Annotated in this window: 14 protein-coding genes; 4 read left to right on the forward strand and 10 right to left on the reverse strand. The window is 64.1% G+C overall.

Going from position 1 to position 13,032, the window contains the following annotated elements; all coding sequences use genetic code 11:
- Positions 1-4 precede the first annotated feature (4 nt).
- The 3 genes from AC5I5I_RS23565 to AC5I5I_RS23575 form a co-directional block, all read right to left on the reverse strand.
- Positions 5-703, reverse strand: a complete 699-nt coding sequence (locus AC5I5I_RS23565) for a DnaJ domain-containing protein (protein WP_495977190.1) — start codon at positions 701-703, stop codon at positions 5-7.
- 18 nt (positions 704-721) lie between these two features.
- Positions 722-1,453, reverse strand: coding sequence for a vWA domain-containing protein (locus tag AC5I5I_RS23570; protein ID WP_495977191.1), 732 nt, complete (start codon positions 1,451-1,453; stop codon positions 722-724).
- 189 nt (positions 1,454-1,642) lie between these two features.
- A complete protein-coding gene (locus AC5I5I_RS23575) occupies positions 1,643-2,563 on the reverse strand; it encodes a division plane positioning ATPase MipZ (protein ID WP_495977193.1) in 921 nt (306 codons plus the stop codon).
- A 162-nt stretch (positions 2,564-2,725) separates the two neighbouring features.
- On the opposite strand from AC5I5I_RS23575, the gene panC reads away from it, so the two are divergent.
- The gene (gene panC / locus AC5I5I_RS23580; protein ID WP_495977195.1) at positions 2,726-3,577 is read left to right on the forward strand and encodes a pantoate--beta-alanine ligase; all 852 of its coding nucleotides are present in this window, start codon (positions 2,726-2,728) and stop codon (positions 3,575-3,577) included.
- Between the two features lie 66 nt (positions 3,578-3,643).
- Here panC and AC5I5I_RS23585 read toward each other — a convergent pair whose 3' ends face one another.
- The 6 genes from AC5I5I_RS23585 to AC5I5I_RS23610 all read right to left on the reverse strand — a co-directional run bounded on the left by AC5I5I_RS23585 (position 3,644) and on the right by AC5I5I_RS23610 (position 9,741).
- Positions 3,644-4,516 (reverse strand): FecR family protein, encoded by an 873-nt coding sequence (locus tag AC5I5I_RS23585; RefSeq protein WP_495977197.1) that lies wholly within the window; start codon positions 4,514-4,516, stop codon positions 3,644-3,646.
- 125 nt (positions 4,517-4,641) lie between these two features.
- A complete protein-coding gene (locus AC5I5I_RS23590) occupies positions 4,642-5,580 on the reverse strand; it encodes a dioxygenase family protein (RefSeq protein ID WP_495977199.1) in 939 nt (312 codons plus the stop codon).
- Positions 5,581-5,691: 111 nt separating this feature from the next.
- A complete protein-coding gene (locus tag AC5I5I_RS23595; protein ID WP_495977201.1) occupies positions 5,692-6,129 on the reverse strand; it encodes a DUF1489 family protein in 438 nt (145 codons plus the stop codon).
- 61 nt (positions 6,130-6,190) lie between these two features.
- The gene (locus tag AC5I5I_RS23600) at positions 6,191-8,137 is read right to left on the reverse strand and encodes an acetyl/propionyl/methylcrotonyl-CoA carboxylase subunit alpha (protein WP_495977203.1); all 1,947 of its coding nucleotides are present in this window, start codon (positions 8,135-8,137) and stop codon (positions 6,191-6,193) included.
- Between the two features lie 92 nt (positions 8,138-8,229).
- A complete protein-coding gene (locus AC5I5I_RS23605) occupies positions 8,230-9,255 on the reverse strand; it encodes a hypothetical protein (protein WP_495977205.1) in 1,026 nt (341 codons plus the stop codon).
- Positions 9,256-9,357: 102 nt separating this feature from the next.
- Positions 9,358-9,741 (reverse strand): GYD domain-containing protein, encoded by a 384-nt coding sequence (locus AC5I5I_RS23610; protein ID WP_495977207.1) that lies wholly within the window; start codon positions 9,739-9,741, stop codon positions 9,358-9,360.
- A gap of 160 nt (positions 9,742-9,901) precedes the next feature.
- On the opposite strand from AC5I5I_RS23610, the gene AC5I5I_RS23615 reads away from it, so the two are divergent.
- The gene (locus tag AC5I5I_RS23615; protein ID WP_495977208.1) at positions 9,902-10,120 is read left to right on the forward strand and encodes a hypothetical protein; all 219 of its coding nucleotides are present in this window, start codon (positions 9,902-9,904) and stop codon (positions 10,118-10,120) included.
- A 23-nt stretch (positions 10,121-10,143) separates the two neighbouring features.
- Here the strand turns inward: AC5I5I_RS23615 and AC5I5I_RS23620 are convergent, their stop codons facing one another.
- The gene (locus tag AC5I5I_RS23620) at positions 10,144-10,287 is read right to left on the reverse strand and encodes a hypothetical protein (protein WP_495977210.1); all 144 of its coding nucleotides are present in this window, start codon (positions 10,285-10,287) and stop codon (positions 10,144-10,146) included.
- Between the two features lie 454 nt (positions 10,288-10,741).
- Here AC5I5I_RS23620 and AC5I5I_RS23625 point away from each other — a divergent pair, with 454 nt between their 5' ends.
- A complete protein-coding gene (locus AC5I5I_RS23625; RefSeq protein WP_495977212.1) occupies positions 10,742-11,794 on the forward strand; it encodes a YeeE/YedE thiosulfate transporter family protein in 1,053 nt (350 codons plus the stop codon).
- Positions 11,791-13,026 (forward strand): MFS transporter, encoded by a 1,236-nt coding sequence (locus AC5I5I_RS23630; RefSeq protein WP_495977214.1) that lies wholly within the window; start codon positions 11,791-11,793, stop codon positions 13,024-13,026. Before AC5I5I_RS23625 ends, AC5I5I_RS23630 begins: the two co-directional genes overlap by 4 nt.
- The last annotated feature ends 6 nt before the right edge of the window (positions 13,027-13,032 follow it).

A 13,032-nucleotide genomic window follows, 5' to 3' on the forward strand; every position in this document is an offset into this window, starting at 1 on the left:
GTGACTAGCGATGGCGTTTGAGAAGAAGATCCTTGGCCTGATTGACCCGCGCCGCGAGATACGTCGAGCCCCCCTGATCGGGATGGAGTTTCTTCATCAGCGCACGATGCGCACGGCCGATATCGGCGGCGCTCGCTCCCGGCTCAACGCCAAGGATCTGATAGGCCTCCTCTTCCGTCATTTTTCCGCTGTTGACATGTCCCGGCCCCGCTGCCGAACCCGCATCCGCGTGTTCACGCCAGGCGGGCTCCCGGCGGTCAAGATACGCCATCAATAGCGCGCGGCTCTCCTCGTCGATCTCCGGCAGCAGCGACATCAGCGCCGGAACGTCGAGTGCATCGAGCGTGACGCCCTCCATACGGCCTTTCAGGATGCGTCCGCGCATCGCGCCAGTGTCGTGATCGAGCTCCATCTCGACGAAGTCGGAGCGGACCTGCGAGGTCTGACCGGTGCTCTTGTTCATGCGCTTGCCGAGGCTTGCCATGCCCGGGATCCAGCCAAGCAGCGACATCCCGGCAAAGCCGAGCGGCACGGCCAGACCGATCTGGCCGCGCGCGGTCAGGAAGGCCGCGCCCGCCAGCGCCGCAATGCCACCGCTCTTGCGCACCACCTGCGCCGCGATTTTCGGATCGACGCGCTGAAAGCCATACATCGCCCATACCGCGACGAGCAGCACGATAACGCCGAGGATAATGGGACCCATGTGTCGCTTCGCCCGGAATCAGCTCATCTGCCGTAGCAGCTTTTGCGCGCCGCCGCTGCGCCGCGACGACAGATCCGTCAGCGCCTTCATGCCGCCTGCGGCATAGGCCGCCGCCGCACGCAGCAATTCGGCCAGTTCCTGCGCCGCACCGGGTGCGAAACGCGCATAGGCGCCGCGGCTCAGCCGCGCCATCTCACGGAAGGCATTCTCGGCGATCGCATCGCCGCCCTCCTGGAACATGAACGCGGGAACGCCGAGTAGCCCGAGTTCGCCGGCGGCCGCGCACAGATCGTCGATCGGCTCTTCCATGGCGTCGCCGACATAGACCAGCGCCTGGACCCGACGCTTCTCGGATTCCTTGCGCACATGCTTCAGCACCCGGCCGATCTGGGTATGGCCGCCGCGGCAATCGATCTTTTCCATCAGCGAACCAAGCCGCTCCGGCTGCGCCACCCAGTCGGACGACCGGCATTCGTTCAGACCGCGGAAATAGACGAGCTGCACATCCAGTCCGCCAATCGAACCGGCTTCCTGAAACATCTGGGCCTGCAACTGGCAGGCCGCGTCCCAGGTTGGCTGGCGGCTCATGGTGGCGTCGAGCGCAAAGACCAGCCGCCCGCGTTGCCCCGACGACACCGTCGGTGCCATCTCGCGCACCCTGGACAGGAATGCATCGATTTCGGCCCGCGATGCCACCGGACGGTCGGTATCGGTCTTGGCAACCTTGGTATCGGGTCGATCCTTGTTCATCCGGCCTCTGGCGATCTCGGAGCCGTCCGACTCCGCCACTGCAATATATATGTGTTCGCCGGCGGAGCCGCGCGCAAGCTGGCGCGACACAGCGCAGCACCGATTTTCTCAACGGATTCAGGGATCAAGGCGCGGTCTTGGTCGCCGGGCCGACGGCCGCAGCAGCCGGGGCGACCGGAACGGCGCAGGTCAGTCCAGAAGGTCGTGGGTTTCGAGAGGCTTGCCGCCGGAACTGAACCATTCCGCCCGCGCGGCGGCCCGGCGGCGGCCCTTCTCGTCGATCGGCAGCATCAGGGCCCGGAGCAGCGCCTGCACCTCTTCCCGGGCCGTGACATGCGACATGTTCGGGCGGGTGCCGAGGGTGGTCTCGTTGATGTCGTCGAGCGCGGTCAACCCGCGCGGGAAGAACTCTCGATAGACCACACGTTCGGAGAAGCCGTCGGTGGCGCGGAAGCCGAGTTGCAGGCCGAGCGCCTGCAGCCCCTCCGACAACAGACGCTTGTTGCGCGAACCCAAAGTCGAAAGTCGGTTTCGCACCACAACCCAGTCCGCCGCCTCCTGATCAACCTTGCGCCGCTGGCGTCGCGCATCGCGCACCATCTCCGAATAATGGCTGGTGCCGGTCAGCGCGTAGGTTTCGGGGTCGACGGTGCCGAGCACATCGAAATCGACGAAGCTGTCGTTGAGCGGCGTGATCAGGGTATCGGCCATCGCATGCGCCAGCCGCATCAGGTAGCTGTCGGAGCCCGGCGTATCGACGACCACGAAGTCATGGGTGTGCTCGACCGAACCGATGGTCTCGGCGAAGGCGGTAAATTCGTTGTTTTCGTTTTCATCATTGCGCAGCCCTTCGGAGCGCGCGATGCAAAAATGCAGTGGAGTCTCGAGCGGAAGTTTCTCGCGACGCGCCCAGAGCTTCCGGTTCTGAACGTAATGCGTCAGACTTTTCTGGCGCGAATCCAGATCGATGGTCGCAACCTTCTGACCCGCCTTCAGCAACGCAATAGCGACGTGAATGGCGGTCGTGGATTTACCCGACCCGCCCTTTTCGTTTCCGACCACGACGACATGCGCTGACTTGCGGGGCCCAATGCTCGCCTGGACCAACATGACGCAACACCCTTGCCGCCGCTATCATCTTCTTTTGCGTCAAGTCCGGTCAAGCATTCGTTGCAGCCGGGCGCGTTCATCATTAATCCGTGGCCGTCCGGCAACGGCATTCACCGGACGGTGCACTGGTTCATGTGTGTCGCGGCAAAGCGCGGAGGGTTCATGGCTCGAAAGCCGATCATCGTCAGAACGCTTTCGCCTCTGCGCAAAGCCATCGCGGCATTGCGACAGAAGCACGAGCATATCGCGCTGATCCCCACCATGGGCGCGTTGCATGACGGACATTTTTCACTGGTCCGCCATGCCCGGAAGCGTGCCGGCGCGGTGGTGGCGTCGATCTTCGTCAATCCCAGGCAATTCGCGCCGACCGAGGATTTCGGCGCCTATCCGCGCAATTTCGAAAGCGACGTCGCGGCGCTCGCCAAACTCGGCGTCGAGTTGGTCTGGGCGCCAACCGATACCGCCATGTATCCGGACGGTTTTTGCACCGCGATCCTGCCTGGCGGCCCCGCGACGGCCGGGCTTGAGGATGCGTTCCGTCCGCACTTTTTCGGCGGCGTCGCCACCGTGGTCGCCAAGCTGTTCCTGCAGGTCACGCCGGACTTCGCGATGTTCGGCCAGAAGGACTATCAGCAATTGAAGGTGGTGACCCGGATGGCTGCGGATCTCGACCTTCAGGTCAAGGTCGTCGGCTGTCCGACCATGCGGGAGAAGGACGGCCTCGCCCGCTCCTCTCGCAACGTCTACCTGTCGCCCGACGAGCGGCATACCGCACCGGTGCTTTATCGCGTGCTGAAGGACAGCGCATCGCGGATCAAGGCCGGTGAGACGCCGGCAAAGGTGCTGGCGGACGGTCGCAACACGATCGAAAGCGCGGGATTTCAAGTCGACTATCTCGAAGCGCGCCATGCCGAAACGCTGGCCCAGATCGGCGCACTCTCCGAGGGGCCCATTCGCCTGCTTGTGGCCGCACGGCTCGGCAGGACCCGGCTGATCGACAATCTCGGCGTCTAAGCGAGCGAATAGCGAATTAGCGAGTAGCGAATAGTCGCCTATTCGCCACTCCATATTCGCTCTCCGTTACCGCGGGAAGCCCGGGATCGACGGCAGGCCCGGTATCGACGGCAGTTGCGGCGCACCCGGTATATTGCGCGGCAGGTCACGCAGGTTCAGCCGCTGGTTAATGATGTCGCGGCCGAGATTCTTGAAGTTGAAGACATTGCGAACGATGTTGCGGTCACGCACCAGTTGCTGCGGCGAGATGGTCAGCGCGTTGGCGACGACCTGCTGCGCCACGATCTGGATGGCGTAGCCGGTTGCGGCCTGGGTCAGTTCGGCGAGGCGCTGTCCCTGACGATTGAAAATCTCGATGCGGCCGACGGTCCCGTTTTCATCCTCGTAGAGCTTGACGTTGGTGACGCCGCCCGCCCCCACTTCGACAACGCCGGTGGTGCCGCGCACACCGACGATCGCGGTCGGCGTGGTAATCCGCATCTCCCCGGTCTTGGCGACCTGTTCGGCGACAAAGCCGACCGTGCCGCGCGTGACGCTGACGACGGCATTGCCGCGCGCGCCCTTGCGATAAATGAATTCGTCGACCGTGATCGACGCATTGGCGGACAAACTGAACGTTGTCTCGTCGTCAAAGGTCACGCCGAGCGCCCCGCTGGTATTGGTCGAAAGCCGGTCACCCTTGCGAACGTCGTCGCCCTTGTTCAGCCCGGCTGCACCGGCGCCACCGCGGGCGACGCTGGCGGCAGGCTTCACGGTTGCCACGCTGCCGACCACGGTTCCAGTGCCGGCCGATGGCTTGCTGCCGCCCGGCGTGGCCGGTGGCTTGCCGATCGGTGTTGGAAAAGGATTACCAGATCCGGACTGTGCAAAAGCAAGCGACGGAGCGACGGACAGCGCAGAGGCAAGCGCCAGTGTCGCGAGCCGTCGAAAAGCGTTCATGCAGGTTGCAGCAGTTATTGCGGGGGCCGCTTGCTAGCTCAGCACACGCGCAGGTGCAAGAGAGCGTGCCCCGCTTTCAATCACTTGTGAAACGGCACGGGTATTCCATGCCGGACGAGCGGCCGTCAGGTCGCCAGCGCCGGCGAAGGCGTCTCCTTGACCGCCTTTCCGGAGATCGGCGGACGCGGCAGCTTCGCTTCGCCCGCCTCCATCGCAAAGGTGTAGTCGAACGAATACCACGGCCCGGTCACGTCGGGCGCGGGCGGCACCTCATGCTCGTGGCGCACATAATTTCCGATCAGCGCCTTGGTCACGCCGAACTGCACGTCGGTCTCGAGCAGTGGATCGTCGTTGACGTAGATCTGCGAGATCAGCGTCTTGAAGCCCGGCTTGTAGATCAGGAAGTGGATATGCGCAGGCCGGTAATTGTGCGGCCGCTTGACCGCGCGAATGAAATCGCCAACCGGCCCGTCGACCGGTATCGGATATCCGGCCGGCAGGATGCTACGGAACGAGAACTTGCCCTGCGCATCGGTACGGAATTGCCCGCGCAGGTTCATGTCGGCCTGGTTCGGGTCCTGGTTCTCGTAGAGCCCTTCGGTCGAGGATTGCCAGACATCGACCACGGCGTCCGCGATCGGAGCACCCGCGCCATCCACGACGGTGCCTTCGGCAAACAACACCGGACCGGGCGTCGGCGAGCGTACGATCGAGCCGCCATTTTCGGTCTTCGGAGAATCCAGCCGCCAGAACGGCCCAAGCATCGAAGCCGATGTTTCGGTCTGCCCCTTGTTGCCGTTGTTGAGCAGGCAGACCAGCGCCGAGACACCGAGCGAACCCGCCATCAGCACCACTTCATTGTGCGAGGGATCGGATTTCTGCCCGAGCCGGACGATGAAATTGCAAGCCTGATGAAACTCTTCCTCGCTCAGCTTTGCTTCGCGGATGAAACCGTGCAGATGCTTGATCATCAGGGTGACGAGTTCGCGCAGCCGCGGGTCCGGCGTCTTTTCCATCGCCCGGAGGACCGCCGTGGTGACTTCGTTCTGGTCGCCGATGATCATGCCATTCCTCCACACACGGCCGGCCCGAAGCTGGAACGGCTGCGCCACCATCCAGACTGAGCGCGGATCGGAATTATTGGTTTGCGTTATAGCAAAGCCGGCGCGGAAAGCTCAAAGCAATCCCAGCTCGCTGAGCTCGCGGCGCAAGTGTTCGGGCATGGCGGCGGCCCCGCGCGCCGCCCGGTCGAGCGCACCGGGCGCGTCCTCGTCGGAGAGATAGCGCCAACCCTGGAACGCCCGATAGGGCCGTGGAACAACCAGCTTGATCTTGCCGTCCAGGACGATGCGGCAGCGCCCAATGCCGTCCTTGTCCACAAATGGGCGAAGGTCGAGAATGCGCTCGCGGCACATCACCTGGCCCTTGATCACCCAGTGCAGCGAGCCGCCATCCAGCAGTTCGTCGGCCCGTTTCGGCACCATACGGGTGGTGTGGATGTGTTCCGGCTTCTGCCCACGCTTCTTCTTTTCCTTCAGGCGGGCGGCCACCCACGATTTCAACTCGTCGACGGAATCGCAGCCCACGCACAATTTGATCAGATGAAGCGGCATACCCTTCCATACTGGCCGCGATGCGCCGCCGTCAAAGGTCTCGTCCCGCGCTCTCCACAGGTCAGCTCCGCTCTCCGATCGCCATAATGCGGGCACCTTCCGCAATCTGGGCGCCCACCGCCACCGCGATCTCGGTCACAACGCCGTCGCGCGGCGCCACCAAGGCATGCTCCATCTTCATCGCTTCGATGATGGCCAGGCGGTGCCCCTTCGACACGACCTCGCCCGCTGCAACCAATAGCGCGAGCAACTTGCCATGCATCGGCGCGCGCACGGTTCCGTCGCCAGCAGCATGGTCGGAATCGATCGCCTCGAAATCCGCTATGCTCACGAGCGTCTGCCGGCCACCCCTCAAGACGTAAACCGCGTTCGGAACCTCGATCAACGTGGCGGCCGGATCCGGTTCCGCATCCTGAACCGAAATGCGCCATGGCCGGGTCGAGACATCCAGCACCGCTTGCGCCGGATCGCCGTTGACCACAATCGGCAACCTCGTGGCTCGCACGCCAGAGAGTTGAAAACCGTCGGCGATGTCCCATGGCGACACCGGCGCATCCGGAACGGCTGTTTCGGCACGCGCGCCGGCGATCAGATGCGCGGCACCGCTTGCCGCCGCGGGCGCATCGATGCCCTGCGCATCAAGTCCAAGTTCGCCATGATGGCGCGCGATGTAACCGGTGTCGAAATTGCCCTCGCGGAAATCCGGCGAGCGGCACAGGGCGGAAAGGAACGCGAGATTGGTGCGCGGACCGGCGACAATCGTGCTGTCGAGTGCTGCACCAAGACGGTCGAGCGCGGCTTCGCGGGTGTCTGCGTGTGCGATCAGCTTGGCGATCATCGGATCGTAATAAGGCGATATCTCCCCGCCCTGCTCCACGCCGCTGTCGACCCGAAGCCCGTCCGCGTCCGGAAAAGATAAAGCCACCAATGGCCCGGTCGACGGCAGAAAGCCGCGCTCGGGATCTTCGGCATAGAGCCGCGCTTCGACCGCGTGACCACGCAGCGGGATCTCGGTCTGGTTGGTCACCGGAAGCCGCTCTCCGGCGGCAATGCGGAATTGCCATTCGACCAGATCGAAACCGGTGATCGCCTCGGTGACCGGATGCTCGACCTGCAATCGCGTGTTCATCTCCATGAACCAGAAGCCGTCCCGCTTCAGTCCGCCTGCACCGTCGGCAATGAACTCCACCGTGCCGGCTCCGGCATAGCCAACCGCCTTCGCCGCCGCGACCGCCGCCGCTCCCATGCGTGCACGCAGGTCGTCGGTCATGCCCGGCGCCGGAGCTTCCTCGATCACCTTCTGATGCCGGCGCTGCAGCGAGCAATCGCGCTCGTAGAGATGAATCGCGTTGCCGCGCTTGTCCGCGAATATCTGGATCTCGATATGGCGGGGCGCGGTGATGTATTTTTCGATCAGCACGCGGTCGTCGCCGAAGGCGGACGCCGCTTCGCGCCGCGCGGCCGCGATCGATGCGTCAAAATCGGCGTGACGCTCGACCAGCCGCATGCCCTTGCCGCCGCCGCCTGCAATCGCCTTGATCAGCACCGGATAGCCGAGTTCATAGGCTTTGCGTTTCAGAAAGGTGTCGTCCTGCTGGTCGCCGTGATAGCCGGGCACCACCGGCACGCCCGCCTCGCTCATCAAGGCCTTGGCGCGGTCCTTCAGACCCATCGCGCGGATCGCCGCGGGCGACGGACCGACGAAAACGATACCGGCCTGCGCGCAGGCCTCGGCAAAGTCGGCATTCTCCGACAGGAAGCCGTAGCCGGGATGGATGCAGGCGGCTCCGCTCTCCCGCGCCACGGCCAGCAATTTTTCCACGTCGAGATAGCTTTCACGCGCCGGTGCGGCTCCGATGAGATACGCCGCGTCACATTGCCGGACATGCGGCGCATCGGCGTCGACGTCCGAATAGACCGCGATGGTGCGAAGGCCCATCCGGCGCGCCGTAAGTGCGATCCGGCAGGCGATCTCGCCGCGATTGGCGATCAGAACCGAAGCAAACATGAATCACCCGCGCGCGTCATGGCACGCAGGATGCCTGTGCCAACACGGCAAAGGAAGGCCGCAGATCGGCGAGCCGCTCAGATTTCGGACGCCTATTGCTGCTGCGTTCCGGTGGTCTGCGCTGAACCCACCGGCACCGGGAACGGGTCAGCGGCGGCCGGCGGCGGGGTCGGCGCAGATGGTGGAGGCGCCGCGCGCGGTGCTTGGGCTTTCTGAGCCGGACGGCGTGCCGGCGGTGCGGGTGGCGGCGCCTGAGCGGCCTGCGGCGGCGGAGCGGTAGAGGGCTGCGGCTGCGACGGACGAGATTCCGGTCGCGGCGCCGCGCCAACCCCGTTCTGTCCGGTCCGCCCCGGCTCGTTCGACATGATACTGACCGCCGGAATCGAGTCCGCTGTGGGGAAGTCGATATTCAACGGCGTGTGAGGCGGCGATGGCGGCTGCGGCGACGGTGCGCCCTGCGAAGCCAGCACGGCGCCTGGCTGCGCGCCAACCTTCTCGTTCCAGGTCGCGGCGAACTGGGTCACCCGCGCGTCGTAAGCACGCGCCTTCATGTTGTCCACGATCCGGTCACGGCGCGGCAGGATATCGAACGCGTAACAGGCCGCAGGCTGGCAATCGTCACGCGCCACCAGAACCTGAGCGACCAGCCCGAAGCGATCGGCCTCGAGGCTGCGAACGATCGGCGCGCGCAGGCTTTCATAGGCTGTCTCGTCGCGATCCTGCAGCGCTGCGATTTCCCGCAGAACGTCCAGCCGCGCACCGACATAATTCAGCGCCGCCGTGACCTGCTCCGGTCCGGCGAAGATCGATTTTTCGCACGCTTCGTGCACCAGATCCCCGCCTGCGGCGTCAAGACAGGAGAGATTGGAGTTCGGCAGCAGCGCCTGGGCGTTGAGCGCCATGACGCGTGCCTCGATGGCACGGCGCTGATCCGCCTTGTCCTGCGCGTCCAGCCGGTCGAGCGCGACCACACCCAGTCCAAGGATGAGGACGGCCGTTACCCCTGCAGCGACGACCGCGCGCCCGCCAAACCGGACGATGGCGACCACTGCAACACTTGCCAACACGGCGGCCAGAGCCACCGTGGCCCAAAGCGGAAAGGACGTCATCTCACCCATGCTGAATTAAGTCCGGCATCAAGTCCGCCCCAGCTGCCGTTGCGGTAAATTGGACGCCCGAAAGCCGGCCAAAGCAAGACACTTCGCACATGAAATGCCCGGTCAGACGCCTCCCGGCGAACGGACAATATGCGTCAGATCGCTGGCCGCGGCGAACGCTCCCTTGGCCTCGACCGAATTCATGGCGAGTGTGGTCTTGAGGTCGCTCACGCCCCCGCCGCTCGCAGCCGCCAACAGCACGGCTGCCATCTGGGTGGCTCCGGGCGCTTCGGCAATCACCAGAAAATCGTATTCGCCGAATGTCAGATAATAGCCGATCAGTTTCCCGCCGGCTTTTGCCAGCAGGCGGCCGACGGCGTCCGCCCGGTCTTCCGGGCTGACCACCATACCTTTGAGGGCATCGCGCGTGTATCGGCCCTGCGTGATGAAAATCGGCATCCCGAACCTCACTTCGCCGCTGTCGTGATGGAACTTCCGCTGATCCACCACGTTTGATCCGGCAACTTGCCGACAGTGCGGCGAACGTCACAGGATCGCCAGTCCCAAGCCGCACGCGATTCGTTTGTTTTTCTGATGCCAAACCGACCCGGAGGTGTCGACCGGATCGGCACCGTTTCCGGATTTACCACCAACGGAGACAACGTCGATGCGACTGATCCTCGGAATGGTTCTCGGCGCCCTGCTGTTGATCGCGGGCGCCTATTATCATGACAGCATGCACACATCGACGGTCGCGGCAGGGCCCGGCGCAACCCAGAATCGCCCGATGGTAAATTGGGACGTGGTAGAAACGAACTGGAACAGCCTCAAGGTTCGTCTGCAGGACGGCTTTGCCGACCTGCGTGCACGCATCAACCGCGCCTGATCGCTTCGATCAAGCCTGCTCGGCTACCGATATCGGTCGAGCTGGCTTTCTTTCGCCACGCGCTCGAACGCTTCTTCGGTATTCTTGATCCGATATTGATGCTCGTCGCCATCCAGCGGGAGTAGCTTGATGATCTTGTAGGTGCCGCTTGCGGTCGCCCGGTTCATCGGCCCAGCGATATAGCGGACCGTTTGCCCCAACGTGTACCTGTGAGATTTTAGCACGCTGAACTCCATCCTGCGCGACAGGTTCGCCCTACCCGCGTCAAGGCCGGCCCAGCGGCCCTGAATTTTCATTATCGTGTTGCACTATAGCACCGTTCGGGGCTTCCGGGGAAAAATTCCGCAGCTCCAAGCCGGAGCTTTTTACCATCCATTTCATATAGTTAGCGCCGCTTCCGGAACCCGCGAATGGGGTTGCAGCGAGCCGTAGCAATCGGCCGATGTGTCGTCTGCGGTGACCTTTCCTGTGCGGATCGGACATCCTGTCCCCTAGCTATCCCCAGCTTGTCCCCAGGCTGTCCCGAGCACGGCGCGGCCGTTCATGTTTGCCGGGCAGGGTTTCGCCGCTAAGTTCCAAGATGACTCGATGCGGTTACAATCCGCAGCTTCTGCACCGCACATGCTGAATCTGATCATCGCCTGCATCCTGGCCGCCGTCCTAGGATTCGCTGCCCATCGCGCGAGCATCTGCACGGTGCGTGCGGTCGCCGAATTCACGCATTCCGGCACCGGCTACATGTTCGCGAGCATCGTCAAATCCGCGTTGTGGGTCTTTGCGATTACGGTCCCGGTGTTTCTCCTGCTCCCGCAGACGGCAACCGGGCTTGCCGGATGGCAACTCACCCTTACGGCGATGTTCGGCGGGCTCCTGTTCGGCATCGGCGCCGGCGTCAACGGCGCGTGCGCCTATGCAACAATGGCCCGCATGGTCGATGGCGAAATCGGGATGCTGCTCACGGTCTTCGGCTTCGTGCTGGGCGTTCTGATATTTGTCGCACTGCTCGGGACCGGCACGATTGTGCGACCCGCGCCGGCGCCGAGCCAGATCCCCGGCGTAGTGGCTACCGCACCATATATCGTCGTCGTTCTGCTGATGCTCGTTGTCTACGAGTTCGTCAGGATATGGCGCAGCCGTGAGGCCGGCTCCAAGCTCAGCGCGCTGGTTTGCGCGCCCGCCTATCGCCTGTCGACTGCGGCCCTGCTGATGGGGGTCGCCGGCGGCCTGATCTTTCTCATCTTCGGCTCGGCCGGATATACCACGACCTTCCAACAGGTGATCGAGGCTCATGCCGGGACACGGCCGATGCCGGCCTACGGCCGCTGGTTCGTGGTTGGCGCGGTGCTGTTCGGCATGTTCGCTTCGACCTGGCAACGCGGCAGCTTCCGGATCGACTGGCGGCCGCGCTGGTCATGGCTTCGCAATATTTTCGGCGGCATCCTGATGGGGCTCGGCTGCGCGCTGCTGCCGGGCGGCAACGATGCGCTGATCCTGTACGGGATTCCGGGCCTGTCGCCGCACGCGCTGCCAGCTTACGCCGCGCTCCTGCTCGGCATTTTTGTCGCGCTGCTGACCATGCGCGCGGTCTTCAGCGTCGAAATGCGCGTCGCCTGCCGCAATGACATGTATATCGCCGACGCGAGTGCCGATCTGACCAAGCGAGAGAAACCGTGAGCGACATTGCATCCGAACCAAAAGTGTCCGGCGCGACTGCGCTTTACCTCGCTTTGCTGCAATTCCTGTTCAACCTGTGCTGGGTCGTCTATGCGATCTACCTGCCCTCGCTCGCCGGCAATATCGGGATTGCCGCCGGCACGGTGATCCTGATCCTGATGATGGACCAGGCGATCTTCACCGTCTTCGACGTCGCGACCGGTGTCGGCGCCGACCGCATGTCGCGCATGATCGGCAAGGTCGGGCGCATCGTTGCGACGGTGACGCTGGTGTCATGTGTCGCCTTCGTGATCCTGCCATTCATCAATGGCGCGAGCTCCACCAACCAGTGGATGTTCTTTGCCGCCACCATCGTCTGGACCGCGACGTCATCGGCGCTCCGGGCGCCGCCGATCATGCTGCTCGGCAAATATGCGGCGAAACCGTCCCTGCCAATTCTCACGGCCATCGTGACCGTCGGATATGGCGTCGCGAGTGCACTCGCGCCCTATCTGGCGCTGACCCTGCGCGGGATCGACCCGCGCATCCCGTTCGTGCTGTCGAGCGTCGCGCTTGTGCTGGCGACATTCGCTTTGGCTCATGTCGAGCGCAGGATCGCGAGCCAGCGCCTCGCCGCACCGGCCGCTGTTCCCGCGGCGTCACAGGTCTCCACCGCCCGCGTCATCTTCGCAATTGCCATGATAGTGCTGGCACTCGGCTATCAATTGCATTTTGCGGTCAACACCACGCCGCTGTTCCGCCAGTTCACCGACTCCACCGAGCAGATTGCCTGGCTGACGCCGGTCTTCTGGGTCGGCTTCAACGTCGCGATGTTTCCGGCGAGTCTTCTTGTCCGGCGCTGGGGGTCGTTCGGCGTGATGGGCGTATCCGGCCTCGCCGGCGCCGTCGCCATCGGCGCGGCCGAGCTCGCGACCGCGCTGAATTTCCTTGTGATCGCCCAGTTCGCAGCCGGCGCCGCCTGGGGCTGCATTCTGATGAGCGCTTTCACCGCGGCGTTTGCAACCGGCGAAGGCGGGAACGAAGGCAAGATGGTTGGGCTCCTGTTCTCCGCCCTCGCCTTCGCCACGTTCCTGCGGATGGGACTGGTCTGGACCGGATGGCACCACAGCGCCGAATGGGCCGTGGCGCTGAGCTGGATCCCGATCCTGTGCTGGGCCATTGCCGGGGCCGCCCTGATTGGGCTCGCGCTGAACTGGGCCCGCCAGCGCGCTATCGTCGCGGCGGCGGCTTGAGGAACG

Source organism: Pseudorhodoplanes sp., assembly GCF_059499825.1.

Coding starts and splice junctions, on each gene's coding strand:
- AC5I5I_RS23565 (WP_495977190.1), bottom strand. CDS start 703: ATGGGTCCCATTATCCTCGGCGTTATCGTGCTGCTCGTCGCGGTATGG.
- AC5I5I_RS23570 (WP_495977191.1), bottom strand. CDS start 1,453: ATGAACAAGGATCGACCCGATACCAAGGTTGCCAAGACCGATACCGAC.
- AC5I5I_RS23575 (WP_495977193.1), bottom strand. CDS start 2,563: ATGTTGGTCCAGGCGAGCATTGGGCCCCGCAAGTCAGCGCATGTCGTC.
- panC (WP_495977195.1), top strand. CDS start 2,726: ATGGCTCGAAAGCCGATCATCGTCAGAACGCTTTCGCCTCTGCGCAAA.
- AC5I5I_RS23585 (WP_495977197.1), bottom strand. CDS start 4,516: ATGAACGCTTTTCGACGGCTCGCGACACTGGCGCTTGCCTCTGCGCTG.
- AC5I5I_RS23590 (WP_495977199.1), bottom strand. CDS start 5,580: ATGATCATCGGCGACCAGAACGAAGTCACCACGGCGGTCCTCCGGGCG.
- AC5I5I_RS23595 (WP_495977201.1), bottom strand. CDS start 6,129: ATGCCGCTTCATCTGATCAAATTGTGCGTGGGCTGCGATTCCGTCGAC.
- AC5I5I_RS23600 (WP_495977203.1), bottom strand. CDS start 8,137: ATGTTTGCTTCGGTTCTGATCGCCAATCGCGGCGAGATCGCCTGCCGG.
- AC5I5I_RS23605 (WP_495977205.1), bottom strand. CDS start 9,255: ATGGGTGAGATGACGTCCTTTCCGCTTTGGGCCACGGTGGCTCTGGCC.
- AC5I5I_RS23615 (WP_495977208.1), top strand. CDS start 9,902: ATGCGACTGATCCTCGGAATGGTTCTCGGCGCCCTGCTGTTGATCGCG.
- AC5I5I_RS23620 (WP_495977210.1), bottom strand. CDS start 10,287: ATGAACCGGGCGACCGCAAGCGGCACCTACAAGATCATCAAGCTACTC.
- AC5I5I_RS23625 (WP_495977212.1), top strand. CDS start 10,742: ATGCTGAATCTGATCATCGCCTGCATCCTGGCCGCCGTCCTAGGATTC.